We start from the raw sequence: 22,912 nt of genomic DNA, 5'->3' as shown, positions 1-22,912 counted from the left end.
TAGTAGAACATGATTCGGGACCAGAACTATATTCGGGGCCATGGCGAAGTTCGTGGTGACTCCTTCCAGCGTGGCGCAGCGTGAGGCATGGGTGAGCGGGGCGGTTCCCGAGGTCGAGCGGGTCCGGCCGGGGTTGTGGTCGATCCCGGTGCCCATTCCGGTCAACCCGCTGCGGTACGTGCTCGTCTACGCCCTTGAACTGCCCGACGGCGTGGCGATCGTGGACGCGGGCTGGAACACCGACGAGGCGTACGACGCCCTCGCCGCCGGGCTGGCCGTGGCCGGTTACGGGATCGCCGACGTCAAGGCCGTCCTGGTCACCCACCTGCACCCCGACCACTACGGCCTGGCGGGGCGCGTCCGCGAGGCGTCGGGCGCCTGGATCGGGCTGCACCCGGCCGACGCGGGCCTCGTGCGCGAGCGGTACGACGACGACGCCATCGACTCGCTCGTCCAGCGCGAGCGGGCCCTGCTCCGGCGCTCCGGCGTGCCCGAGCTGAGCCTGGACGAGCTGGCCGGGGCCTCCATGATGATCAGGCACATGGTCACGACGGCCCGTCCCGACCGGCTGATCGAGGACGGCGAGGACCTCGGGCTGCCCGGCTGGGACCTGCGGGCCGTCTGGACCCCCGGGCACACGCCCGGCCACCTGTGCTTCGTCTCGCCGGGGCGCCGGCTGCTGCTGTCCGGCGACCACGTGCTGGCTAAGATCACGCCGATCGTGGCCGTGCACCCCCAGTCGGGCCCGGACCCGCTGGCCGACTACCTCGGCTCGCTGGCCGCCGTGCGCGACCTGGACGTGGACGAGGTGCTGCCCGGCCACGAGTACCGCTTCCTGGAGCTGGCCGGACGCGTCGACCACATGCTGGCGCACCACGACGAGCGGCTGGCCGAGATCGACCGGATCGTCGGCGAGGACGACGGCGTGACCTGCTGGGAGGTCGCCACCCGGCTGAGCTGGTCGCGGCCCTGGGAGACGATCCCGCCGTTCATGCGCCGCGCGGCCAACAACGAGACGCTGGCCCACCTGGTGTGGCTGGCCGGACGGGGCAGGGTACGCAGGGAGGAGGGCGAGCCCGAGCTCTGGAGACGCGCCTGAGCCGGTCGGTTATCGTACTCCTACCAGAATGTTGTTCTCTTGCTCTGGAGGTTCGATGCTTCGGTTCGATGACAGGGTCGCGATCATCACGGGCGCCGGGCACGGCCTCGGCAGGGCGCACGCGCTCCTGCTCGCCGAGCGGGGCGCCAAGGTCGTGGTCAACGACCTCGGCGGCGCCCTCGACGGCACCGGCGCCTCCACCGGCCCGGCGGCCGAGGTGGTCGAGCTCATCACCAAGAACGGCGGCCAGGCCGTCGCCAACGCCGACGACGTCGCCACCCCCGAGGGCGCGAGGGCGCTCGTGCAGACGGCCGTCGACGCGTTCGGCGGGGTCGACATCGTCGTCAACAACGCGGGCATCCTGCGCGACCGGTCGTTCGGGAAGATGACGGTCGAGGACTTCGACGGCGTGCTGGCCGTGCACGTACGCGGGTCGTACCTGGTCAGCCAGGCCGCGTACCCGCTGATGAAGGAGGCCGGGCACGGCCGGATCGTCAACACCTCCAGCCCGGCCGGCCTGTTCGGCAACTTCGGCCAGGCCAACTACTCCACGGCCAAGATGGGCCTGGTGGGCCTGACCAAGACGCTGGCCATCGAGGGCGCGCGCAACGGCATCAAGGCCAACGCCATCGCGCCGATCGCCTGGACCAGGATGACCGAGGCGCTGCTGCCGGCCGAGTTCGAGGCGAAGTTCACGCCCGAGCGGGTGAGCGCGCTGGTCGCCTACCTCGCGCACGACTCGTGCGAGTCGAGCGGAGAGGTGTTCACCGTCGGCGGCGGGCGGGTGGCCCGCGTGTTCGTGGCCGAGGGGCCGGGCTGGAAGACCGACGACCTCACGCCCGAGGCGATCGCCGACAACTGGGGATCGGTGATGGCCGAGCAGCCGTACGTGCTGACGGCCGGTGACTCGATGAAGGCCATGCTCTAGCGCCCGCACCTGCCGGAAGCCGGTCACCGCCCGTCCGGGCGGCGGCCGGCTTCCGCGCGTTCGGGGAGGTTTCGGCGGGCGTCACATGGCAGGCTTTGTTCGATCTTCGGCATAAGTCTGGGAAGTTCGGTCGAATCAGACTCTTGATTTGCCGCATGAGTGATCTTATTGTTCCCGCATGACCCCCCAGCCGGGCTCGGCTGCCGACGTCCTGACGCTCATCAGCGCCGGATCGGCGACCACCCGTTCCGATCTCGCGCGCCTCACCGGACTGGCCAGATCCACGATCTCCCAGCGCGTCGACGCGCTCATCGAGCGCGGCCTCGTCGAGGAGACCGAGAGCGGCGAGTCCACCGGCGGCCGCCCGCCCCGCCAGCTCCGCCTGCACACCGAGCAGCACGCCTTCGCCGGCGTCGACCTCGGCGCCACCCACTGCCGGGTCGCGCTCATGGACCTGACCGGCGGCCTGCTGGCCGAATGCGAGGACCCGCTGGAGATCGGCGAGGGCCCCGAGAAGGTGCTCGCCCACGTCGACCAGCGGCTCGACCGGCTGCTCGCCGAGGTCGGACGCCCACGCGCCGCGCTGCGCGCGATGGGCATCGGCGTGCCCGGCCCGGTGGAGTTCGCCACCGGCCGCCCCAACAACCCGCCGATCATGCCCGGCTGGAACGACTACCCCGTCCCCGAGTACTTCGACGGCATCCAGGTGCTGGTCGACAACGACGTCAACGTCATGGCGCTCGGCGAGCACCGCAACGCCTTCGCCGGCACCAGCCACCTGCTGTTCGTCAAGGTCGGCACCGGCATCGGCTGCGGCATCGTGGCCGACGGCAAGCTCCACAGAGGGGCCCAGGGCTCGGCCGGCGACATCGGGCACATCCGCGTCAGCGGCCACGACGACGCCGGCTGCCGCTGCGGCAACAGCGCCTGCCTGGAGGCCGTGGCCGGCGGCGCCGCCATCGCCCGCCGGCTCGCCGAGCTCGGGCTGGCCGCCGAGAGCGGCGCCGACGTCGTCGCGCTCGTCCAGTCGGGCAACACCCAGGCGCTGCGGCTGGTCAGGGAGGCCGGCCGGCTCATCGGCGAGGTGCTGGCCGGGCTGGTCAACTTCTTCAACCCCGAGGTCATCGTCATCGGCGGCGCGCTGTCCCGCGTCCACGAACACCTGCTCGCCGGCATCAGGGAGACGATCTACCGCCGGTCGCTGCCGCTGGCCACCCACCACCTGTCCATCACCCCGAGCCGCACCGGGATCAACGCCGCCGCGCTCGGCGCGGGCCTGCTCGCCATCGAGCACTACCTGTCACCGGACAACATCAACCGCATCGTCAACGCCTGAAGGGGACCCCCGATGCTGGTCATGAAGGGCATCGTCAAACAGTTCCCCGGCGTGCGCGCGCTCGACGGGGTCGACCTCGACGTACGGGCGGGCGAGGTGCACTGCCTGCTCGGCCAGAACGGCGCGGGCAAGTCCACCCTGATCAAGGTGCTGGCCGGCGCCCACCAGCCCGACGAGGGCACCATCGTCTTCAACGGCGCGCCGGTCCGGCCGAGCAGCCCGATCGACGCCATCCGGCTCGGCTTCGCCACCATCTACCAGGAACTCGACCTCGTCGACGGCCTCAGCGTCGCCGAGAACATCTTCCTCGGCCACGAGCACGCCCGCTTCGGCTTCGTCAACCGCCAGGCCGGCCGCCGGGCCGCCCGCCAGGTGCTGGAACGGCTCGGCCACGGCGAGATCCGCCCGTCCACCGAGGTCGGACGGCTCTCGCCGGCCGCCAAGCAGGTCGTCTCGATGGCCCGCGCCCTCTCCCACGACGCCCGCCTGATCATCATGGACGAGCCGTCGGCCGCCCTGGCCCACGACGAGGTCGCCAACCTGTTCCGCATCATCCGCGAGCTCACCGCCCAGGGCGTGGCCGTCGTCTACATCTCCCACCGGCTGGAGGAGATCCGCGAGATCGGCGACCGCGTCACCGTGCTCAAGGACGGGCGCACCGTCGCCGTCGGCCTGCCCGCCCGCGACACGCCCACTGCCCGGATCGTCTCCCTCATGACCGGCCGCAACGTCGAGTACGTCTTCCCGCCCCGCCCCACCCGGCCCCCCGGCGAGGAGGTGCTGCGCGTCGAGAACCTGACCGCGCCCGGCCTGTTCGCCGACGTCTCCTTCTCCGTCCGCGCCGGGGAGATCGTCGGGCTGGCCGGGCTCGTCGGCAGCGGACGCTCGGAGATCCTGGAGGCGGTCTACGGCGCCCGTCCGGCCTCCGGCCGCGTCACGCTCGCCGGCCGCCCGGCGAGCCGCCGCGTGACCGGCGCCGTCCGGCAGGGCATGGGCCTGGCCCCCGAGGAACGCAAGGCCCAGGCCCTGCTGCTCGACCAGAGCGTCACCGCGAACATCACCCTCGGCACGCTGCCGGAGTTCTCCAGGTTCGGCTGGATCGACCGCCGGCGCGAGCGGGCCGAGGCCGCCCGCCTGGCCGAGCTCCTCGACATCCGCCCGCCCGACCCCGAACGCCCGATCAGGACCCTGTCGGGCGGCAACCAGCAGAAGGCCGTGCTCGCCCGCTGGCTGCTCGGCGGACGCAGGCTGCTGCTGCTCGACGAGCCCACCCGCGGCGTCGACGTCGGCGCCCGCGCCGAACTGTACGCCGTCATCCGCGACCTGGCCGACCAGGGCATCGGCGTGCTGCTGGTCTCCAGCGAGGTGCCCGAGGTGCTCGGCCTGGCCGACCGGGTGCTCGTGCTGCGCGAGGGCGCCGTCATCCACCAGGGCGAGGCGGCCGGCCTGGACGAGCACCGCGTACTCGACATGATCATGGATGGGAGGGCCGCGTGATGAGCGACCCCATTGAGGCGCCCGAACGACCCGCCGCCGGGGTCGCCCGGCCGAGACCGTCCCTGCTGAACGGGATCGCCGAGGTCCGCCATCTCGGCCTGCTGGGCGCGCTGGCGCTGCTCGTGGTCGTCGGCCTCGTCACCCGGTTCGACAACTTCGCCACCACCTCCAACCTGGTCAGCATCCTCGCCCTGGCCGCCACCATCGGCGTGATCACCGTCGGGGCCACCTTCGTGATCATCGGCGGCGGCATCGACCTGTCCGTCGGCGCGGTCATGGCCCTGGCCTCGGTATGGGCGACCACACTGGCCACCCAGTCGTACGGGCCGGTGGTGATGGCCGTCTGCGCGATCCTCGTCGGCACCGGGGCCGGGCTGGTCAACGGGCTGCTCATCGCCTACGGGCGGATGGTGCCGTTCATCGCCACCCTCGCCATGCTCGTGGCCGCCCGCGGCCTGGCCCAGCGCATGTCCAACAGGAAGACGCAGCTCATCCAGGTCGAGGGCATCGTGCAGCTGTCCACCACGCGGCTGCTCGGCATCCCGCTGCTGGTCTACGTGTTCGCCCTGGTCGTGGTGCTGGGGTGGATCGTCCTGAACCGCACCACGTTCGGCCGCCGCACGTACGCGGTCGGCGGCAACCCCGAGGCGGCCAGGCTGGCCGGCATCGACGTACGCAGGCACACGATGCTCCTGTACGCCCTGTCCGGCTTCTGCTGCGGCGTCGCCGCGATCCTCATCATGGCCCGCACGACGACAGGCTCGTCCACCCATGGCGACCTGTACGAGCTCGACGCCATCGCCGCCGTCATCATCGGCGGCACCCTGCTCACCGGAGGCAGGGGGACGATCATCGGCTCGATCCTGGGCCTGCTGATCTTCACCCTCATCACGAACCTGTTCATCCTCAACGGGCTCAACACCAGCGACCAGCTGATCGCCAAGGGCCTGATCATCGTCGTCGCCGTCCTTCTCCAGCGGCGGAACCTGAAAGCGAGAGCAATATGAGTGAGAACGTCGCGCGCAGGGGATTCCTCGTCGGCGGGGCAGTGCTGTTAGCTGCGGGTTGCACCAGCAACGAGCCCGCGGCCGCACCCACCTCGGCGGCGCCCGCGCCCGCCCCCGCCGCGAGCGGCAACGACGAACCCGGTCAGAAGGTGACGATCGGCTTCTCCGCCCCGGCCGCCGACCACGGCTGGATCGCGGCCATCGCCAAGAACGCCGAGGCCGCGGCCAAGCAGTACGGCGACGTCGACTTCAAGCCCGTCGAGCCGACCAACGACATCAACCAGCAGATCTCGGCCGTCGAGTCGCTGATCGCGGCCAAGGTGAACGCCCTGGTCATCCTGCCGAACGACGGCCAGCAGCTCAACCAGGTCGCGCTGCAGGCGGCGCAGGCGGGCATCCCGGTCATCAACCTCGACCGGGTGTTCCCGGACAAGCTGGCCTACCGCACGTGGATCGGCGGCGACAACTACGGCATGGGCGTCGCGGCCGGGCACTACATCGGCAAGCAGCTCAAGGACAAGGGCGTCGCGAACCCGGTGATCGTCGAGATCCAGGGCATCGCCACGCTGCCGCTGACCCAGGACCGCAGCAAGGGCTTCGCCGACGCGCTGAAGACGTACGGGTTCAGCGTCACGGCCAAGCAGGACGCCAAGTTCACCGTCGAGACCGGCAACCAGGTGGCGACCTCGCTGCTGCAGGCGCACAAGAAGATCGACGCCCTGTGGAACCACGACGACGACCAGGGCATCGGCGTGCTGGCCGCCATCAAGGAGGCCAACCGCGACGAGTTCGTCATGGTCGGCGGCGCCGGCTCGCTGAACGCGATGAAGGAGATCCAGGCCGGCACCTCGGTGCTCAAGGCCACCGTCACCTACAGTCCCACGATGGCCTCCTCGGCCATCAGGCTCGCCAGGTTGATCGCGCAGGGCAAGGGCATGAGTGACCTCGTGGAGAACCAGGTCCCCCAGTCGATCACCCTCGCGTCGGAGACGATCACCAAGGAGAACGTCGACAAGTATCTGGCGCTCGGATTCGAATCCTGATCGGGGGTTGCATGTCAGACAAGACCACCATCGGCGTGGGCATGATCGGCTACGCGTTCATGGGCCGCGTCCACTCCCAGGCGTGGCGGAGCGTCGGCGCGTTCTTCGACCTGCCGCTCACGCCGCGCATGGCGGTGCTCGCGGGCCGGTCGAAGGAGCACACCGCGGCCGCGGCGGCCCGGCTCGGCTGGGCCGACGTCGAGACGGACTGGAGAGAGCTCGTACGGCGGGACGACGTGCAGATCGTCGACATCTGCACGCCGGGTGACTCGCATGCCGAGATCGCCGTCGCCGCGCTGCGCGCCGGCAAGCACGTGATCTGCGAGAAGCCGCTGGCCAACACCGTCGCCGAGGCCGAGGCCATGGTCGCGGCGGCGGCCGAGGCGCCGGGCAGGAGCATGGTGGCCTTCAACTACCGGCGGGTCCCCGCGGTCGCGCTGGCCCGCCGGTACGTCGAGGAGGGCAGGCTCGGCGAGATCCGGCACGTACGGGCCCAGTACCTCCAGGACTGGATCGTGGACCCGGAGTTCCCGCTGGTGTGGCGGTTGCAGAAGGACAAGGCGGGCGCGGGGGCGCTGGGCGACATCGGCTCGCACATCGTGGACGCCGCCGAGTTCGTCACCGGCCAGCACGTGGTGGGCGTGTCGGGGCTGACGGAGACGTTCGTCAAGGAACGTCCGCTGGCCGGGGAGTCGGCGGGGCTGGGCGGCTCGCGTACCGAGGAGCGGGGGGCGGTCACCGTCGACGACGCCGCGCTGTTCATCGGGCGGATGTCGGGCGGCGCGCTGGCCTCCTTCGAGGCCACCAGGTTCGCGACCGGGCGCAAGAACGCGATGCGCATCGAGATCAACGGGCAGCTCGGCAGCCTGGCGTTCGACTTCGAGTCCATGAACGAGCTGTGGTTCAGCGCGGGCGGGGGCGGGTTCGAGCGGATCCTGGTCACCGAGCCCGACCACCCCTACGTCGGCGCGTGGTGGCCGCCGGGGCACGGGCTCGGCTACGAGCACACCTTCACCCACGAGATCAAGGACTTCCTGGAGGCCGTCGCGGCCGGAACCGACCCTTCGCCGTCGTTCGCCGACGGGCTGCGGGTGCAGCGCGTGCTGGCGGCGGTGGAGGCGAGCGCGGCCGACGGCAGCCGGTACACCCCTGTGGAGGACTGATGAGACCAGTAACGCTGTTCACCGGGCAGTGGGCGGACCTGCCGTTCGAGGAGGTGTGCAGGCTGGCGGCCGAATGGGGCTACGACGGCCTGGAGATCGCCTGCTCGGGTGACCACTTCGACGTGGCGCAGGCCGTGGCGGACCCGTCGTACGTGGAGCACAAGCGCGCCCAGCTCGACAAGCACGGCCTGAAAGTGTGGACGATCTCCAACCATCTCGTCGGCCAGGCCGTCTGCGACCATCCGATCGACGAGCGGCACAAGGCGATCCTGCCCGCGCGCATCTGGGGCTCGGGCGACCCCGAGTCCGTACGGCGGGCAGCGGCCGAGGACATGAAGGACACGGCCAGGGCGGCGGCGGCGCTCGGCGTGGACACGGTGGTGGGGTTCACGGGGTCGTCGATCTGGCACACCGTGGCCATGTTCCCGCCGGTGCCGGCGTCGATGGTGGAGGCCGGGTACCAGGACTTCGCCGACCGCTGGAACCCGATCCTCGACGTGTTCGACGAGGTGGGGGTGCGGTTCGCGCACGAGATCCACCCGAGCGAGATCGCCTACGACTACTACACGACGCAGCGGACGCTGGAGGCGATCGGGCATCGGCCCGCGTTCGGGCTGAACTGGGACCCGTCGCACATGGTGTGGCAGGACCTGGACCCGGTGGCGTTCATCCTCGACTTCAAGGACCGGATCTACCACGTGGACTGCAAGGACACGCGGGTCCGGATCGGCGACGGGCGGAAGGGGCGGCTGTCGTCGCACCTGCCCTGGGCGGACATGCGCCGGGGCTGGGACTTCGTCTCCACCGGGCGCGGGGACGTGCCGTGGGAGGACTGTTTCCGGGCGCTCAACTCGATCGGGTACGACGGCCCGATCTCGATCGAGTGGGAGGACGCGGGCATGGACCGGCTGGACGGGGCCCGGGAGGCGTTGGGGTACATCAGGAGGCTCAACTCCATCACGCCGCCCGCCACGTCCTTCGACGCGGCCTTCTCCACCACGTAGGACGCCCGGCCCACCGGGGGACCGTGCTAGACGTCCGGGGTGGCGGTCTTCTTCGTGGCCGGGCTCCGCGCGGTCATCAACCCGATGATCATCGCCAGCCCGTAGACGAGGAACGGCCACCCGAACGGCCGGCGCGGTCCCCAGCCGTCGAAGGTGGTCGCCACCCCCACCAGGGTGACGGCCGCGGCCGACAGCCACCCGAGCACCCGGCCCGCCGTACGGGTGCGCCGGCGTGCCAGCAGGACCGCCAGCAGGGCCGCCGTGACGACCCCCGGCCACGCCATGAGGACGTAGTCCCAGCTGTAGGGGTAGTCCCATCCGTAGGCGGGGTCGTCGTACGGCCTCGGACGGACCGCCTGGAGCAGTGTGCCGTTCAGGGGGCCGGCGGCGAGGTAGAGCGGGAAGGCCATGACGATCATGGCGAGGTCCCCGTACATCACGTCGCCCAGGTTCCCGTCCTGGGTCAGCCAGGTCAGCGTCAGCACCGCGGCCCCGTACGCGCACGGGACCAGCGCTGCCGACAGGCCATGGACCCTGGCGATGGCTGCGACCATCAGACGCCTTCCCCGACCACGTCGCCGCTCCGGCGGAGCTGGAGGGTCCCAAGATAGAGCGCCCGCCCGGCTGCGGACCGGCCAATGCGCAACCCTTGCCCGAACCCGGTCAGAACTCCGGGGAGGCGCCCCCGTCCTTGGCACACGCCGGTTCGCCCGCCTCCTCACCGCCGGGGCCCTCCGGGACGCCGAGCTCGACGCAGCAGTGGCCCGGACGGGGGATGAGGGTGGCCTGGACGGCGGGGGCGTCGAGGCTTGTGCAGCCGGACCAGCGTCGGGGTGTCCCGGCCTGGCCGGCGTTCGGGCTGCTCGTGCCGGTCGCGCTGCTCGGATTCGTCATGCTGGCGCGGTGGATCCCCGTCCATCGTGCCCGCGTCGCCCGGCTCGGCTCGGGCCCGGGGCCGGCGGCGGGCTCGCCGGTTCCGGCCGAACGGGGTTTCCCCGTCGCCGTCGTCGCCGGTCATGGGCTGTTCGCGCTCGTGACCGTCGTCCTGGTGCTGCTCAGCGCGCTCGGTGTGGGTAAGAGCTGAGGTGCGCCGCGATCATCGCGTCGATGCCCGGCCCCGTCCGGGCGCCGAGCCCGTCGCCCAGGACAGGAAGAGGAGATCCGACCATGCCTGAACCCGTGACCATCGTGATCGCCGGTGGCGGCCTCGCCGCCGCCAAGGCCGCGGAGGCCCTGCGCGAGGAGGGGTTCGACGGCCGGCTCGTGCTGGTCGGCAGCGAGACCCATCTGCCGTACGAGCGGCCGCCGCTGTCCAAGGACTACCTCCAGGGCGGCGCCGAACGCGACAAGATCTTCGTCCACGACCGTTCCTGGTACGCCGAGCACGACGTCGAGCTGCGGCTGGGCGTCGAGGTCACCGCCATCGACCCCGGCGGCCACCAGGTCACGCTCACCGGCGGCGAGCGGCTCGGCTACGACAAGCTGCTGCTGGCCACCGGCTCCCGGCCGCGCCGTCCCGGCATCCCCGGGGCCGACCGGTCCGACGTGCTGTACCTGCGTACCGTCGACGACAGCGAACGCCTGCGCGCCACCCTGGCCCGCGCCGGTCGCGTCGCGATCCTCGGAGCCGGCTGGATCGGGCTGGAGGTGGCCGCCGCCGCGCGGGCCGCCGGGGCCGAGGTCACCGTGATCGAGACGGCGTCCGCGCCGCTGCTGCGCGTGCTGGGGCCGTACGTCGCCCAGGTGTTCACCGCGCTGCACCGCGAGCGCGGCGTGAACTTCCTCTTCGACGCCCGCCCCGCCGAGATCACCGACTCGGGGGTCCTGCTCGAAGGCGGCGCCCACGTCGAGGCGGACGTCGTCGTGGCCGGCGTCGGGGCCGACCCGGACACCGCCCTCGCGCGGGCCGCCGGGCTGACCGTCGAGGACGGCGTCAAGGTCGGGGCCGACCTGCGCACCTCCGACCCCGACATCTTCGCGGCCGGCGACATCGCCAACGCCTACCACCCGCTGCTGGGCCACCACGTCCGGGTCGAGCACTGGGCGAACGCGCTCAACCAGCCCGCCACCGCCGCCCGCGCGATGCTCGGCCGGGAGGACGCCTACGACAAGCTGCCCTACTTCTTCACCGACCAGTACGACCTGGGCATGGAGTACGTCGGCCACATCCCGCCCGGCCACACCCCCGACGTCGTGGTGCGCGGCGACCTGGACGCCCGCGAGTTCATCGCGTTCTGGCTGGACGAGGAGGACAAGGTGCTGGCCGCGATGAACGTCAACGTCTGGGACGTCACCGACCACACCCAGGCCCTCATCCGCTCCCGCAAGCCCGTGGACCGGGCCGGGCTCGCCGACCCCGCCGTCCCCCTCGACACTCTCCTGCCGTCCTGAGCCGCCCTCGACGGTCGGCCCCGCCGCGCGCTCAGAGCGCGTAGAACAGGCCGGGGTCGGCCGCCAGGGACGCCTTGACGGTGCGGCTCCACTCGTCCACGACCACCTCCCACCGGCCGGCCTCGACGCCGTCGAGGGCGGCCCCGGCCACGTCCGCGGGGTCGAGGGTCGGGCCCTCGTAGCCGGCCATCATGTCGGTGTCGGCGGCGCCGAGGTGCACGCCGGTGACGAGGGTGCCCTGGGCGCGCAGTTCGAGGCGGACGCCGTTGGTCAGGCTCCACGCGGCCGCCTTGGCGGCGCTGTAGGCGTTCGCGCCGTCGTGGGAGAACCAGGACAGCGCGGACAACATGTTGAGGATGGCGCCGCCGCCGTTGCCGCCCAGGATCGGGGCGAACGCGCGGACCATGCCGAGCGTGCCGTAGAAGTGCGTGTCCATCTCCTGGCGGATCCTCGCCGGGTCGCCGTCGACGAGGTTCGTGAACGTGGCGATGCCCGCGTTGTTGACCAGCAGGGTGACGTCCTGGGCGGCCTCGGCGGCGGCCGACACGGAGGCCGGGTCGGTGATGTCCAGGCGCAGCACCTCGACGCCCGGGAGGTCGACGAGTTCGGGCCTGCGGGCGGCGGCGTACACCTTCTTCGCCCCCCGCTCCAGCAACTGGGTGACGAAGTGGCGGCCGATGCCGCGATTGGCGCCGGTCACGAGGGCGACGGATCCGGAGATGTCCATGACTGCCTCCTGGCAGGTCGGTGTCGGGTTCGGGGCTACGCTAAGACCTGACGTTGACGTGAGAGGCAAGTGTTGTGAGCAGGATCACGGCGGGAGCCGCCATGCGCATCGGCGAGCTCGCCACCAGGGCGGGCGTGAGCGTACGGGCCCTGCGCTACTACGAGGAGCAGGGCCTGCTCGTCTCCGAACGCAGCTCCGGCGGCCAGCGGCACTACCCCGAGAGCGCGGTGGAACGCGTCTGGCTGATCAGGCAGCTCTACGCGGCCGGCCTGGCGAGCCGGTCGATCGTGGACCTGATGCCGTGCGTGGAGAACGGCCAGGTGACCCCGGAGCTGCTCGGCCGGCTCTCGGCCGAGCGGAGCCGCATCGAGGACCGCATCGGCGAGCTGGTCAAGGCGCGCGACAAGCTCGACTCGGTCATCACGCTGGCCGCCAAGGCCGCCCACGAGGGAAAACCCTGCCCCCGGTGACGCCTGACGGCCGGGGCGGCACGGTGGGGGCGGGGGCCGCTCCCGGGGCCGTGCCGCCGGGGGCGGTCAGCGGACGACGCGGCAGATCAGGGCGTCGGACGTGCCGCGCAGCGCGGACATCACCACGTCCGTCGTGAGGAACTTGCAGGCCAGGTAGGGGTCGCCGGAGCCCGCGTAGGCCCTGGTGCCGCCGGGGCCTTCGGTGTAGCAGCGCAGGCCGCCGGACTCGTAGAAGCCGATCCACGAGGCCGAGTTGACCTTGGCGTGACAGTAGTCGCCGATCGAGAGCGGCCCGAAGGGCACGTCCACGACGGCCGCCTGGGCGGGCGCCGCGACGGCGAGCAGGGCGGCGGAGGCGAGCGAGAGCAGGGCGAGGCCGCGACGAAGCATGGATACTCCTTGGGGGGTGTGGGCACTCAACCCGGAGTATCTATTAGGAAAGTTTCCTTAGCAATGGCTGCGACAGCAAGGGGATGCGACCAGGGTCGCCGATCGCTCCGCGACCGCGAAGGCCGGAAACCGGGGGCCGGTTTCCGGCCTCGGCGGGCTGGGGGTCGGTGTCAGTCCATGATGACGATCTGGCGCAGCACCTCGCCGCCCCGCAGGGCCGCGACGGCGTCGTTCAGGTCGCCGAGCCGGATGCGGGCGCTGATCAGCGATTCCAGGTCGAGCTGCCCTGCCTTGTGGAGCTTGGCGAAGTACGGGAAGTCGTGCCGCACGTCGGCCTCGCCGTACAGGCTGGACAGCAGTTTCTTGCCCTCGAACAGCAGGCTGAAGGCGGAGATGGAGACCATGTCGTCCACCGCGCCGGCGCCGACCACGACCACGTCGCCGCCCGCCCGCGTGATCTGCCAGGCGCTCTGGATGGTCGCCGCCTTGCCGACGACCTCGAAGCCGTAGTCGAAGCCGCTGCCGCCGGTCAGTTCGTTCAGGGCCTCGGGGACCTGCTCGGGCGTGATCGCGTGCGTCGCGCCGACCTTCTTGGCCAGGGCGTGCTTGGACTCCAGCGGGTCGATGGCGAGGATCGTCCTGGCGCCGGAGAGGCGGGCGCCCTGGATGACCGACAGGCCGACGCCGCCGCAGCCGATCACCGCGACCGTGGAGCCGGGACGCACCTTGGCGGTGTTGATCGCCGCGCCGACGCCGGTCGTGATGCCGCAGCCGATCAGGGCCGCCGCCTCCCACGACACGTCCTCGTCGATCTTGATCGCGCCCTGCCAGGGCACGATGACCTCCTCGGCCCAGGTGCCGCAGCCCGCCATGCCGAACGCCGTCGCGTTGTCGCCGCCGAAGCGGAAGGTGCCCTTGCTGAAGGACTCGATGACGTACTTCATGCACATGTACGGCTGCCCGCCCACGCACAGGTCGCAGGTCTGGCAGGCCGGGCGCCAGCTGATCACGACGTGGTCGCCCGGCGCGACCGACGTGACGTGCTCGCCCACCTCGACCACCTCGCCCGCGCCCTCGTGGCCCGGGACCAGCGGCACCGGCTGCGGAAGCACGCCGGACATGGCCGACAGGTCCGAGTGGCACACGCCTGTGGCTCTGATCCGTACGCGGACATCGGTCGGCCCGACGGGGGCCAGGGTGATGTCGTCGCGGATGTCCAGCTTGTCGTTGCCTACGGCGTGCAGGATCGCGGCGCGCATGGGGTTCCTCCTCCGGCTACGGCTAGTCCTCTAGCGACAGGGCGGCTTTCGGGCAGGACCTGACCGCGCTGCGGACGCGGTCCCGCATTTCGGGGGGTGGTTCGGGGAGCAGGATGTGGAGCTGGTCGTCGTCATCGACCTCGAACACCTCGGGCGCGAGGCCCATGCACACGGCGTTGGCCTCGCAGACCAGTTCATCGACCTTGACCTTCATGTGAGCCTCCTGTGATCCCATGAGACCACTTTGGTGCGCTCGACGACGTAGGCGATCCGTTTCCTCCCGGTCTGCTCGACGTACGGGCTCAGCAGGTCGTCCGGGACGCCCGGCGTCATCCTGCGGGCGATCGCCATGCCGATGCCGAGCACGCGGTCGCGGTCGTCCACCTGCTCGGCGACGCCGTACACCAGGACGCCCCGGAGCTCGTCGTAGTCGTCGCCCGCCTCGACCAGGCAGCTCACCCGCGGGTCGCGGGCCAGGTTGCGTGCCTTCTGCGCCTTGCCGTACGTCCAGAAGGCGATGCGGCCCTCGTCCAGCCCGTAGAACATGGTCACCAGATGCGGTGTCCCGTCGGGGTTGATGGTCGCGAGCTGGACCTTCCGCGAACCCTCCAGGAACGCCGTGACCTCGTCGTCGGACATCGCGATGCGAGCGCGCTGATTCACGTGCCAAGTAGAACAGGTTGCAAAGAAGCACGGCAAGAGGTCGCTGGAATGTTGTTCGGTTCGGCTAGGGTGCATGCCTATGACGATGCCGCCGGAGCTGCTTCTCGCAGCGGAGCACGCCAAGGGATTCATGCCGCCGAAGGAGGGTCTGGCCCTGTTCGAGGCGGCCTGCCGGTACGGCGGTCGCGGCCCGGTCTGCGAGATCGGCACCTACTGCGGCAAGTCGGCGATCTATCTCGGCGCGGCGGCCCGGCACGTCGGCTCGGTGGTCGTCACCGTCGACCATCACCGGGGCTCGGAGGAGATCCAGCCGGGCTGGGCCCACCACGACCCGACGCTGATGGACCCGCGCTTCGGGCGGATGGACTCGCTGCCCGTCTTCCGCGCCACGATCGCCGCCGCCGGGCTGGAGGACGAGGTGATCGCCGTCGTCGGGCGGTCCGACCGGGTGGCCGCGGTGTGGAACACGCCGCTCGGCATGCTCTTCATCGACGGCGGCCACTCCGAGGAGCCGGTCACCCGCGACTACGAGGGGTGGGCGCCGCACGTCATGGAGGGTGGCGCGCTGGTCTTCCACGACATCTACCCCGACCCGGCCGACGGCGGGCAGGCGCCGTACCGGGTCTACCTGCGGGCCCTCGCGTCGGGCGCCTTCCGCGAGGTGTCGGTGGAGGGCTCGCTGCGCGTCCTCGAACGCGTGGCCCCGGGCATCTAGCCGAGGGCTCGCCGCGCGTCCTCGAACGCGTCGGACATGGCATCCGGGCAGAAGCGTTCCGGAACGCGTCTAGCCGCGGTGGCGGCGGTTCCACGACCTGCGGGTGTGGGCCTGCCAGCGCTGGAAGTCCTCGTGCGTGTGGGCGTCGTGGCCGAGGGCGAGGAGCGCCTGGTCGGTCCACGCGGCGGCCTCGTCGGGCGCGACGGCGGCCAGGATCGGCACGGCCAGCCGCGCGTGGTCCGGCAGCGCCCCCGACCGCAGCCGTGCCGTGACCGCGAAGGCGCAGCCCTGCGCGAGGTGGGCGCGGAAGCCGTCGGCCCCGGCGTGCTCGGTCAGCCACCACAGCTCGTCGCTGTCGGCGCCGCCCGTGTACGTGGCCGCGAACCCCACGCCGCTCCACAGGTCGGCCCGCCGCGTCGCCGGGAAGCCCGCGATCCGCGCGCCGACGTCGTCCGGCGAGGCGCAGTCGTGGTACCACAGCAGCCGTCCGAGCCCCTGGTCGAACACCGCGCAGTGGGCGCGGGTGAGCAGGTCGGGCATGCTCCTGCGGCCCACCATGCGGTCGGCGCGCGACAGGCTCCACTGGAAGCCGAAGCCGTCCACGGCCAGCCAGCGCATCAGCGGGTGCGCCCGCCGCGCGCCCCACACCGGACGCAGCCGCAGCAGCGCGTAGCCGCGTCCGGCGCCGACGTACGCGGCGTGGCGGTGATGCTGGGCGGGGCCGGCCAGTAGCTCGTGAAGGCGCCGGCCCCGGGTCAGGGTGAGCAGGTCGAGCACGGTGCAGGCCGCCGCCGCGCCCTCGTAGCCGTAAGGCCGCTGCTCAGGTGATAGTTCTTCGATCTTCTCGACTTCCCGCGACATCACCGCGTTGAAGCCGAATACGTACGACTTTTCGGCATCCGCGAAGACTGTTCGGGGAGCCCCGGCGCGCGACCGGAACCTGCGCCGGCTCAGATCGGACTCCGAAGGATCCTTGGTCAGAAACCTCCGCAGCCCCCTCGCCGGGGACAGTGTCGGCTCGATCCTGACCTGGTCCAAGAACGCTGTTGTGCCCGTGTCGCCCACGCTTCCCCCGAAGACGCCTCCTACGGCCAGACACGAAGCTAGTAACCCCATTGCGCCGTTCACCGGCGGCGCACCGGATGTCCCCGGCAAAGAACCCGCAAAAGCCCTTGCGCCACCTGCGGCGGGTCAGCCGGGGGGCGCCGACCTGAAGGACCGCCGCTCCACGCACCCGCACGCCTCCGGATCGGACACCGACGTGCCCGCGATGTCGCGGAACAGCCCGGAACCGGGGGAGAGGCGCTGCAACGCGTCCGCGGCGAGGACGGCCGCGGCCGCGGTGTAGCCGGAACGCTCGTGCGGGAAGTGCTTGCGGTTGACGAACTGCCAGCCGGTCCAGTACGAGCCGTCCTCGTGCCGCAGGTGCTGCACGTCGGCGAAGAGCGCGGCGGCCCGCGTACGGTCGCCCATGGCGTCCAGGGCCAGCACCAGCTCGCACGTCTCGGCCCCGGTCACCCACGGCTGGTCGGACACGCACCGGATGCCGAGCCCCGGCACCACGAACGTGGACCACTCACGATCCAGCAACTCGAACGCCTGCCGGCCGCGTACGGCGCCGCCGAGCACCGGGTAGTACCAGTCCATCGAGAACCGGCTCTTGTCGGCGAACGCCTCCGGGTGCGCCGACAGCACGTGGGCGAGCCGGTCGGCGGCCAGCTCCCAGTGCGGCTGCGGGTCGCCCAGGTGGTCGGCGAGCAGCACGCCGCAGCGCAGGCCCTGGTGGATCGAGGCGCACCCGGTCAGCAGCGCGTACGCCGCCGGCCGGCCGTGGGCGTCCCGCTCCCAGACGATCTCGCCGCGCTCGGTCTGCAGGCCCACCACGTAGTCGAGAGCGGCCTTGACCATGGGCCAGTACCGCTCGGCGTGCTCGCGGTCGCCGGTGACGAGATGGTGGTGCCAGACGCCGGCGGCCACGTAGGCGGCGTGGTTGGACTCGCCGCCCGCCTCGGCCGCCACGCCGTCGAGCAGCTTCATCGGCCAGGAGCCGTCGGGGCGCTGGTGGCGGGCCAGCCACTCCCAGCCGCGCCGCACCGGCTCGGCCAGCCCGGCCACGCACATGCCCATCAGGCACTCGACGTGGTTCCACGCGTCCACGTGCCCCTCGGGCCAGGGCACTCCGCCGTCGTCCTGCTGGATGGCCGCGATGCTGAGGGCCGTGCGGACGACCTCCTCGCGGGAGATCATGGCTTCTTGACGTAGAGGACCACGCTCTTGCCGATGAGCGGGTTGAGCAGCGCCTCGGCGATCCTGGTGGCGGCCGGCCGCTTCATGATGTCCCACACCAGCAGCTCGTGGTACGCCTTGGCGACCGGGTGGTCGTCGTTGTTGACACCCACCGCGCACTTGATCCACCAGTAGGGCGCGTGCAGGCCGTGGGCGTGGTGGTGCGGGCCGATCTCGAAGCCGACGGACTTGAGCTTGGCCGACAGCTCGGCCAGCGTGTAGATCCGCACGTGGCCGCCCGGCGCGGTGTGGTAGTCCTCGTCCAGGGCCCAGCAGATGCGCTCGGGCAGGAAGCTCGGCACGGTGATCGCCGCGGTGCCGCCCGGCTTGAGCACGCGGAAGATCTCCCGCATGGCCGCCATGTCGTCGGGGATGTGCTCCAGCACCTCGGCCGCGATGACCCGGTCGAAGCCGCCGTCCTCGAACGGCATGTCCAGCGCCGTGCCCTGGACGGTCTCGCCGGTCGCGCCCAGCGGCACCTCGCCCGCCTTGTCCATCGCCACGAACATGGCCGCCACGTTGTCCAGCTCGGACTGGTCCATGTCGAAGGCGACGACGTCGGCGCCCTGGCGCAGCACCTCGAAGGCGTGCCTGCCGCCGCCGCAGCCCAGGTCGAGCACACGCACGCCGGGGCCCACGGGGAGCCGGTCGAAGTCCACGGTCAGCACTTTGTCGCTTCTCCTTGATCAGCTCTTGGGGCTCTTCGTACGGGGGTCAGCGGCGGCTCTTGTGCGCCGCCATCGCCTCGCGGTACGCCTCGACCGTCCGCTTGGCGACGACGTGCCAGGTGTAGCGCTCCATGACGCGGTCGTAGCCGGCCTTGCCCACCCGCTCGCGCTCCTCGGGGGAGTCGTGCAGGCGGCGCAGCACCGCGGCCAGCTCCTCGGCATCACCCGGCGGCACCTGGACGGCCGCGTCGCCCACGACCTCGGGCAGCGCGCCCGTACGGCTGGCCACCAGCGGCGTGCCGCAGGCCATGTGCTCGACGGCGGGCAGCGAGAAGCCCTCGTACAGCGAAGGGACCACCGAGATCTCCGAGGTGGCGATCAGCTCGCCCAGCTCGTCGTCGGAGATGCCGTGCACGAAACGCACCCGGTCCTGCAACGAGAGCTCCTGGACGAGCCGCTCGGTCGGGCCGCCGGGGGTGGGCTTGCTGACGACGGTCAGGTTCACGTCGCGCTCGGTGGCCAGCTTGGCGACCGCGCGCAGCAGCGTGGCCACGCCCTTCATCGGCGAGTCCGCGCTGGCGACCGCGACGATCGAGCCCTTGCGGCGCGGCTTGTCCGGGCGCGGGTGGAAGTAGCGGGTGTCCACGCCGAGCGGGATCAGCCGCATGTTGGCCTGCGGGACGTTGAAGTCCCGGTGGATGTCGGCCAGCGACGACTCGCTGACGGTGAGGATCGGGCTGAGCCTGGGGGCGACGCGGGACTGCATCTTCACGAACCCGTACCAGCGGCGCATGGTGAGCTTCTTGTAGCCGGTGGCGGCCTCCAGCTCGATCCGCCGGTCGACGCTGATCGGGTGGTGGATCGTGCCGACCACGGGGAACAGCTTCTGGATGCCGAGCAGGCCGTAGCCGAGGGTCTGGTTGTCCTGGACGACGTCGAAGTCGCCCACCCGCTTCTTCAGCTCGCGGTAGGCGCGCAGGGTGAAGGTCAGCGGCTCGGGGAAGCCGGCCGTCCACATGGTGCCGACCTCCAGGAGGTCGATCCAGTCGCGGTACTCGGCCAGCTTCGGGGTCCTGAACGGGTCCTCGTCCCGGTAGAGGTCGAGGCTGGACACCTTGCGCAGGACGACGCCCTCGTCCAGCTCGGGGTAGGGCGGTCCGGAGAACACCTCGACGTGGTGACCGAGCGCGACCAGTTCACGGCTCAGGTGCCGGAGGTAGACGCCCTGCCCGCCGCAGGTGGGCTTGCTGCGATAGGACAGCAGCGCGATCCGCAGCGCCTCGCTCACGGACACCCCTTTCTCCGCCGGTAGGCCCATGTTTTCTGCGGTAAGGCCCCAAGAGGCGGGCGTGTACCGTGAAAGATGACCTTAGTCCGAGAAGGCTACCATTCGGTAGGTCACCTGGAATTGTTCACAACAGTCTCCACAGGCCGTGCGAACTGCGACATTAAGGTAACCGAGCGTGGTTCGGTGAAACATGTTCTAGGTGGCTTGGTGCTGCGTCCAGGCGCTTAGCTGTACATTCCCGTCCCAAAGGGACGCGGTGCGGGCCACCGTACCTACGTGATAGTTGGAGGACCCCTTGGCCAGGCGCGCTCTGATCACCGGCATCACCGGCCAGGACGGTTCCTACTTGGCCGAGCACCTGCTCGACCAGGGGTACGAGGTGTGGGGGCTGGCCCGCGGACAGGCGAACCCGCGCGTCTCGCGCATGCGCAAGCTGCTCGCCGACGTCCAGGTGGTACGGGGTGACCTGCTGGACCAGGGGTCGCTGATCTCCGCGGTGGAACGCGTTCAACCCGACGAGGTGTACAACCTGGGGGCGATCTCGTTCGTGCCCATGTCGTGGGAGCAGGCCGAGCTGACCGCCGAGGTGACCGGGATGGGCGTCCTGCGGATGCTTGAGGCCATCCGGGTGTGTTCGGGCGTGTCGAGAGGTGGGGGATCGTCGCCGTCGGGGCAGATCCGCTTCTACCAGGCTTCGTCGTCGGAGATGTTCGGGCAGGTCACCGAGACGCCGCAGACCGAGCGCACCGCCTTCCACCCGCGCTCGCCGTACGGGGTGGCCAAGGCGTACGGGCACTTCCTCACGCAGAACTACCGCGAGTCGTACGGGATGTTCGCGGTGTCGGGCATCCTGTTCAACCACGAGTCGCCGCGGCGCGGCGCGGAGTTCGTGACCAGGAAGGTCACGCTCGGGGTGGCCCGGATCAAGCTCGGGCTGGCCACGGAGCTGCGGCTGGGCAACCTGGAGGCGCGCCGCGACTGGGGCTACGCCGGCGACTACGTCAAGGCGATGCACCTGATGTTGCAGGCCGCCAGCCCCGAGGACTACGTGATCGGCACCGGGCGGATGAAGTCGGTGCGCGAGCTGGTGGAGGCCGCCTTCACGGCCGCCGGGCTGGACTGGGAGCGGCACGTGGTGGTCGACCAGGCGCTGCACCGGCCGGCGGAGGTGGACCTGCTGTGCGCCGACCCGAAGAAGGCGCGGGCGCAGCTGGGGTGGGAGCCGAGCGTGTCGTTCGACGAGCTGGTCGCCATGATGGTCGAGAGCGACCTCCGCCTCCTCTCCGCCGGCGGCGACCCCGACCAGGACAGCTCCTGGCCGTAGACCGGACCGCCTCCGGTCGTTGTTTCCCGGGGTCTGTGCGGTTGTGGCCGCCTGTTCCGGTGCGGGGTCTGCTGTCTCTTCACGGCTTCGCGTGCTCGGGCCATCCGCCGTACTGCGGCTGAGGGCCCTCCAGGGGCACGGCCGCTGACCCTTCACCGGTGACCCGCCGTCACGCGGCGCTCTGTGGGCCCTCTGAGTCCTCACGGCGATCCCGCGGATCCCATTGACAAAGAGGATTTTTACGTAAAAGATTGATTTTGCGATGAGAGATGTCCTGTATCTGGAACAGATCGAGCAGGCCGAGGCGCTGCTCAAGCCGCAGCGGGTCGAGGTGCTGAGGCAACTGGCCGAGCCGCGCACGTGCTCGGAGGTCGCCGAACGCCTCGGGCAGACGCCGCAGCGGGTCTACTACCACGTCAAGCGGCTGGTCGAGGCGGGCCTCGTGGACCTGGTGTCCGAGCGCAAGGTGCGCGGCATCCACGAGGGCATCTACCAGGCCGGCGCCCGCTCGTACTGGCTGTCACCGCAGCTGGTCGGGCGGATCGGGCTGCGCAAGGCACGCGACGAGCTGAGCCTGGGCTACCTGCTCGACCTCATGGAGGAGGTCCAGGCCGACATCGCCGCGCTCGACCGGGACGCGCCCGAGCTGCCGTCCATCGGCCTGTCCGGAGAGATCCACGTACGTCCGGAGAGCCGCCAGCAGTTCCTGAACGACCTGCAGGGCATGCTGCAGGAGCTTTTCACTCGTTACGGCGGCGCTGAGGGTGACGCCTTCAAGCTCGCCGTGGCCTGTTACCCCAAGGGAGAAGAGCATGAGTGAGCCGATGATCGCGAAGGTCCGCGTCCAGGCGCCGGTCAAGGAGGTGTGGCACGCGCTGACCGACTCGGCCGCGGCGCGCGTCTGGCTGGCCGAGCACGCCGAGGTGGACCTGCCGGACCGGTTCGAGTTCTGGGGCCGTACGACGCCGGAGGGCGACGCGCCGCACCAGCGGGTGCTGTCGGCCGACGACCGCAGTGTGCAGTTCGCCTGGCTGCTGGACGGGGTCGAGACGACCGCCGGCATCACGGTCGAGGAGGACGGCGAGTCGGCGACGATCGTCTCGGTGTCGCAGTCGCACTACGACTTCCAGGACGTCGTCACCGGCGCGAGCATCCGCGGCGTGCTGCAGACGTACTGGTACCAGGTCCTGGCCAGCCTGGCCGAGCACGTCGAGGGCCGGCCGCTCACGCCGCGCGTCGACTTCACCGCGCGCGAGCTGCGCGCCGAGGTCACCATCGACGCGGCGCCCGCCCAGGTCTTCGAGTCGCTGATCGACTCGGAGACGGCCACCAAGTGGTTCGGGTTCCCGATCGAGATCGAGCCGTACGTCGGCGGCCGGTTCGCCATGGGCGGGTTCGCGAACGACCCGTCGCCGGCCAAGGTGCTGGAGCTGGAGCCGGAGCGCCGGTTCTCCGTCGACTGGGGCGGCCCGGGGGTGAGCTCGTGGGAGCTCGCCGGGTCCGCCGGCCGGACGCGGCTGACGCTCGTGCAGAGCGGCTTCGACGCCGAGCGCCCGCCGTACGCGGCCTGGGGCGGGATGTTGTCCGGGGTGGCGGAGCTGCGGCGCTTCCACGAGGTGCCGGACTGGCGTCCGATGTGGGTCGAGTCCTGAGC

At 71.1% G+C, this 22,912-nt stretch carries 26 protein-coding genes; 15 read left to right on the top strand and 11 right to left on the bottom strand.

Annotated elements, in window-relative coordinates:
• Positions 1-40 precede the first annotated feature (40 nt).
• From AB0J97_RS06860 to AB0J97_RS06825, 8 genes are all read left to right on the top strand, one after another.
• The gene (locus tag AB0J97_RS06860) at positions 41-1,099 is read left to right on the top strand and encodes an MBL fold metallo-hydrolase (RefSeq protein WP_364085436.1); all 1,059 of its coding nucleotides are present in this window, start codon (positions 41-43) and stop codon (positions 1,097-1,099) included.
• Between the two features lie 55 nt (positions 1,100-1,154).
• A complete protein-coding gene (locus AB0J97_RS06855; RefSeq protein WP_364085433.1) occupies positions 1,155-2,027 on the top strand; it encodes an SDR family oxidoreductase in 873 nt (290 codons plus the stop codon).
• A gap of 178 nt (positions 2,028-2,205) precedes the next feature.
• Positions 2,206-3,363, top strand: coding sequence for an ROK family transcriptional regulator (locus AB0J97_RS06850; RefSeq protein WP_357697369.1), 1,158 nt, complete (start codon positions 2,206-2,208; stop codon positions 3,361-3,363).
• A 12-nt stretch (positions 3,364-3,375) separates the two neighbouring features.
• Positions 3,376-4,860, top strand: a complete 1,485-nt coding sequence (locus tag AB0J97_RS06845; RefSeq protein ID WP_364085424.1) for a sugar ABC transporter ATP-binding protein — start codon at positions 3,376-3,378, stop codon at positions 4,858-4,860.
• Complete coding sequence (locus tag AB0J97_RS06840; RefSeq protein WP_357697373.1) at positions 4,860-5,867, top strand: ABC transporter permease; 1,008 nt, start codon at positions 4,860-4,862, stop codon at positions 5,865-5,867. Before AB0J97_RS06845 ends, AB0J97_RS06840 begins: the two co-directional genes overlap by 1 nt.
• Positions 5,864-6,910, top strand: a complete 1,047-nt coding sequence (locus AB0J97_RS06835; protein ID WP_357697375.1) for a substrate-binding domain-containing protein — start codon at positions 5,864-5,866, stop codon at positions 6,908-6,910. Before AB0J97_RS06840 ends, AB0J97_RS06835 begins: the two co-directional genes overlap by 4 nt.
• An 11-nt stretch (positions 6,911-6,921) precedes the next feature.
• Positions 6,922-8,073, top strand: coding sequence for a Gfo/Idh/MocA family oxidoreductase (locus AB0J97_RS06830; RefSeq protein ID WP_357697377.1), 1,152 nt, complete (start codon positions 6,922-6,924; stop codon positions 8,071-8,073).
• Positions 8,070-9,077, top strand: a complete 1,008-nt coding sequence (locus tag AB0J97_RS06825; RefSeq protein ID WP_357697766.1) for a sugar phosphate isomerase/epimerase family protein — start codon at positions 8,070-8,072, stop codon at positions 9,075-9,077. Before AB0J97_RS06830 ends, AB0J97_RS06825 begins: the two co-directional genes overlap by 4 nt.
• A gap of 26 nt (positions 9,078-9,103) precedes the next feature.
• Here the strand turns inward: AB0J97_RS06825 and AB0J97_RS06820 are convergent, their stop codons facing one another.
• Together AB0J97_RS06820 and AB0J97_RS06815 are read right to left on the bottom strand one after the other, a co-directional pair.
• Positions 9,104-9,631, bottom strand: a complete 528-nt coding sequence (locus AB0J97_RS06820) for a hypothetical protein (RefSeq protein WP_364085412.1) — start codon at positions 9,629-9,631, stop codon at positions 9,104-9,106.
• Between the two features lie 109 nt (positions 9,632-9,740).
• Positions 9,741-9,971 (bottom strand): hypothetical protein, encoded by a 231-nt coding sequence (locus AB0J97_RS06815; protein ID WP_364085410.1) that lies wholly within the window; start codon positions 9,969-9,971, stop codon positions 9,741-9,743.
• Between AB0J97_RS06815 and AB0J97_RS06810 the strand changes: the two genes are divergently transcribed.
• Together AB0J97_RS06810 and AB0J97_RS06805 are read left to right on the top strand one after the other, a co-directional pair.
• Positions 9,970-10,161, top strand: a complete 192-nt coding sequence (locus AB0J97_RS06810; RefSeq protein ID WP_364085403.1) for a hypothetical protein — start codon at positions 9,970-9,972, stop codon at positions 10,159-10,161. The two genes, AB0J97_RS06815 and AB0J97_RS06810, sit on opposite strands and share 2 nt — an antisense overlap.
• A gap of 83 nt (positions 10,162-10,244) precedes the next feature.
• Entirely contained in the window at positions 10,245-11,468 is a 1,224-nt protein-coding gene (locus AB0J97_RS06805) for an FAD-dependent oxidoreductase (protein WP_364085397.1), read from the top strand.
• A gap of 31 nt (positions 11,469-11,499) precedes the next feature.
• On the opposite strand, the gene AB0J97_RS06800 is transcribed toward AB0J97_RS06805, so the two are convergent.
• Positions 11,500-12,195, bottom strand: coding sequence for an SDR family oxidoreductase (locus AB0J97_RS06800; protein WP_364085392.1), 696 nt, complete (start codon positions 12,193-12,195; stop codon positions 11,500-11,502).
• A gap of 101 nt (positions 12,196-12,296) precedes the next feature.
• On the opposite strand from AB0J97_RS06800, the gene AB0J97_RS06795 reads away from it, so the two are divergent.
• Entirely contained in the window at positions 12,297-12,665 is a 369-nt protein-coding gene (locus tag AB0J97_RS06795; protein ID WP_364085655.1) for a MerR family transcriptional regulator, read from the top strand.
• A gap of 66 nt (positions 12,666-12,731) precedes the next feature.
• Here the strand turns inward: AB0J97_RS06795 and AB0J97_RS06790 are convergent, their stop codons facing one another.
• The 4 genes from AB0J97_RS06790 to AB0J97_RS06775 form a co-directional block, all read right to left on the bottom strand.
• Entirely contained in the window at positions 12,732-13,055 is a 324-nt protein-coding gene (locus AB0J97_RS06790; protein ID WP_357697384.1) for a hypothetical protein, read from the bottom strand.
• A 170-nt stretch (positions 13,056-13,225) separates the two neighbouring features.
• On the bottom strand, positions 13,226-14,314 hold the full coding sequence (locus AB0J97_RS06785; RefSeq protein ID WP_364085384.1) for a Zn-dependent alcohol dehydrogenase: 1,089 nt from the start codon (positions 14,312-14,314) through the stop codon (positions 13,226-13,228).
• A gap of 22 nt (positions 14,315-14,336) precedes the next feature.
• On the bottom strand, positions 14,337-14,528 hold the full coding sequence (locus tag AB0J97_RS06780) for a ferredoxin (RefSeq protein ID WP_357697388.1): 192 nt from the start codon (positions 14,526-14,528) through the stop codon (positions 14,337-14,339).
• On the bottom strand, positions 14,525-14,977 hold the full coding sequence (locus AB0J97_RS06775; RefSeq protein ID WP_357697390.1) for a pyridoxamine 5'-phosphate oxidase family protein: 453 nt from the start codon (positions 14,975-14,977) through the stop codon (positions 14,525-14,527). The genes AB0J97_RS06780 and AB0J97_RS06775 overlap by 4 nt, the downstream gene beginning before the upstream one ends.
• Before the next feature lie 73 nt (positions 14,978-15,050).
• Between AB0J97_RS06775 and AB0J97_RS06770 the strand changes: the two genes are divergently transcribed.
• Positions 15,051-15,692, top strand: a complete 642-nt coding sequence (locus tag AB0J97_RS06770; protein WP_364085380.1) for a class I SAM-dependent methyltransferase — start codon at positions 15,051-15,053, stop codon at positions 15,690-15,692.
• 69 nt (positions 15,693-15,761) lie between these two features.
• Here AB0J97_RS06770 and AB0J97_RS06765 read toward each other — a convergent pair whose 3' ends face one another.
• The 4 genes from AB0J97_RS06765 to AB0J97_RS06750 all read right to left on the bottom strand — a co-directional run bounded on the left by AB0J97_RS06765 (position 15,762) and on the right by AB0J97_RS06750 (position 19,964).
• A complete protein-coding gene (locus AB0J97_RS06765; RefSeq protein ID WP_364085374.1) occupies positions 15,762-16,808 on the bottom strand; it encodes a DUF1702 family protein in 1,047 nt (348 codons plus the stop codon).
• 75 nt (positions 16,809-16,883) lie between these two features.
• Positions 16,884-17,939 (bottom strand): prenyltransferase, encoded by a 1,056-nt coding sequence (locus tag AB0J97_RS06760; protein ID WP_364085372.1) that lies wholly within the window; start codon positions 17,937-17,939, stop codon positions 16,884-16,886.
• Positions 17,936-18,646: a methyltransferase domain-containing protein gene (locus AB0J97_RS06755; protein WP_357697398.1), complete on the bottom strand. Its 711-nt coding sequence runs from the start codon at positions 18,644-18,646 to the stop codon at positions 17,936-17,938. The genes AB0J97_RS06760 and AB0J97_RS06755 overlap by 4 nt, the downstream gene beginning before the upstream one ends.
• 46 nt (positions 18,647-18,692) lie before the next feature.
• The gene (locus AB0J97_RS06750) at positions 18,693-19,964 is read right to left on the bottom strand and encodes a glycosyltransferase family 4 protein (protein ID WP_364085369.1); all 1,272 of its coding nucleotides are present in this window, start codon (positions 19,962-19,964) and stop codon (positions 18,693-18,695) included.
• Positions 19,965-20,229: 265 nt separating this feature from the next.
• Here AB0J97_RS06750 and AB0J97_RS06745 point away from each other — a divergent pair, with 265 nt between their 5' ends.
• From AB0J97_RS06745 to AB0J97_RS06735, 3 genes are all read left to right on the top strand, one after another.
• Complete coding sequence (locus AB0J97_RS06745; protein WP_357697402.1) at positions 20,230-21,258, top strand: GDP-mannose 4,6-dehydratase; 1,029 nt, start codon at positions 20,230-20,232, stop codon at positions 21,256-21,258.
• A gap of 262 nt (positions 21,259-21,520) precedes the next feature.
• Positions 21,521-22,078, top strand: coding sequence for a helix-turn-helix domain-containing protein (locus AB0J97_RS06740; protein WP_364085363.1), 558 nt, complete (start codon positions 21,521-21,523; stop codon positions 22,076-22,078).
• Positions 22,071-22,910, top strand: coding sequence for an SRPBCC family protein (locus tag AB0J97_RS06735; RefSeq protein ID WP_364085360.1), 840 nt, complete (start codon positions 22,071-22,073; stop codon positions 22,908-22,910). The genes AB0J97_RS06740 and AB0J97_RS06735 overlap by 8 nt, the downstream gene beginning before the upstream one ends.
• Positions 22,911-22,912 lie beyond the last annotated feature (2 nt).

This window comes from Nonomuraea sp. NPDC049607 (assembly GCF_040675375.1).
Classification (GTDB): domain Bacteria; phylum Actinomycetota; class Actinomycetes; order Streptosporangiales; family Streptosporangiaceae; genus Nonomuraea.
The sequence above is the reverse complement of the archived record's forward strand: the minus strand, read 5'-3'. Positions and strand labels throughout refer to the sequence as shown.

Excerpts from the sequence above, each read along its gene's own strand:
- AB0J97_RS06860 (WP_364085436.1), top strand. The coding sequence starts at position 41 with ATGGCGAAGTTCGTGGTGACTCCTTCCAGCGTGGCGCAGCGTGAGGCA.
- AB0J97_RS06855 (WP_364085433.1), top strand. The coding sequence starts at position 1,155 with ATGCTTCGGTTCGATGACAGGGTCGCGATCATCACGGGCGCCGGGCAC.
- AB0J97_RS06850 (WP_357697369.1), top strand. The coding sequence starts at position 2,206 with ATGACCCCCCAGCCGGGCTCGGCTGCCGACGTCCTGACGCTCATCAGC.
- AB0J97_RS06845 (WP_364085424.1), top strand. The coding sequence starts at position 3,376 with ATGCTGGTCATGAAGGGCATCGTCAAACAGTTCCCCGGCGTGCGCGCG.
- AB0J97_RS06840 (WP_357697373.1), top strand. The coding sequence starts at position 4,860 with ATGAGCGACCCCATTGAGGCGCCCGAACGACCCGCCGCCGGGGTCGCC.
- AB0J97_RS06835 (WP_357697375.1), top strand. The coding sequence starts at position 5,864 with ATGAGTGAGAACGTCGCGCGCAGGGGATTCCTCGTCGGCGGGGCAGTG.
- AB0J97_RS06830 (WP_357697377.1), top strand. The coding sequence starts at position 6,922 with ATGTCAGACAAGACCACCATCGGCGTGGGCATGATCGGCTACGCGTTC.
- AB0J97_RS06820 (WP_364085412.1), bottom strand. The coding sequence starts at position 9,631 with ATGGTCGCAGCCATCGCCAGGGTCCATGGCCTGTCGGCAGCGCTGGTC.
- AB0J97_RS06810 (WP_364085403.1), top strand. The coding sequence starts at position 9,970 with ATGCTGGCGCGGTGGATCCCCGTCCATCGTGCCCGCGTCGCCCGGCTC.
- AB0J97_RS06815 (WP_364085410.1), bottom strand. The coding sequence starts at position 9,971 with ATGACGAATCCGAGCAGCGCGACCGGCACGAGCAGCCCGAACGCCGGC.
- AB0J97_RS06805 (WP_364085397.1), top strand. The coding sequence starts at position 10,245 with ATGCCTGAACCCGTGACCATCGTGATCGCCGGTGGCGGCCTCGCCGCC.
- AB0J97_RS06800 (WP_364085392.1), bottom strand. The coding sequence starts at position 12,195 with ATGGACATCTCCGGATCCGTCGCCCTCGTGACCGGCGCCAATCGCGGC.
- AB0J97_RS06795 (WP_364085655.1), top strand. The coding sequence starts at position 12,297 with ATGCGCATCGGCGAGCTCGCCACCAGGGCGGGCGTGAGCGTACGGGCC.
- AB0J97_RS06790 (WP_357697384.1), bottom strand. The coding sequence starts at position 13,055 with ATGCTTCGTCGCGGCCTCGCCCTGCTCTCGCTCGCCTCCGCCGCCCTG.
- AB0J97_RS06785 (WP_364085384.1), bottom strand. The coding sequence starts at position 14,314 with ATGCGCGCCGCGATCCTGCACGCCGTAGGCAACGACAAGCTGGACATC.
- AB0J97_RS06780 (WP_357697388.1), bottom strand. The coding sequence starts at position 14,528 with ATGAAGGTCAAGGTCGATGAACTGGTCTGCGAGGCCAACGCCGTGTGC.
- AB0J97_RS06770 (WP_364085380.1), top strand. The coding sequence starts at position 15,051 with ATGCCTATGACGATGCCGCCGGAGCTGCTTCTCGCAGCGGAGCACGCC.
- AB0J97_RS06765 (WP_364085374.1), bottom strand. The coding sequence starts at position 16,808 with ATGGGGTTACTAGCTTCGTGTCTGGCCGTAGGAGGCGTCTTCGGGGGA.
- AB0J97_RS06760 (WP_364085372.1), bottom strand. The coding sequence starts at position 17,939 with ATGATCTCCCGCGAGGAGGTCGTCCGCACGGCCCTCAGCATCGCGGCC.
- AB0J97_RS06750 (WP_364085369.1), bottom strand. The coding sequence starts at position 19,964 with ATGGGCCTACCGGCGGAGAAAGGGGTGTCCGTGAGCGAGGCGCTGCGG.
- AB0J97_RS06740 (WP_364085363.1), top strand. The coding sequence starts at position 21,521 with ATGAGAGATGTCCTGTATCTGGAACAGATCGAGCAGGCCGAGGCGCTG.
- AB0J97_RS06735 (WP_364085360.1), top strand. The coding sequence starts at position 22,071 with ATGAGTGAGCCGATGATCGCGAAGGTCCGCGTCCAGGCGCCGGTCAAG.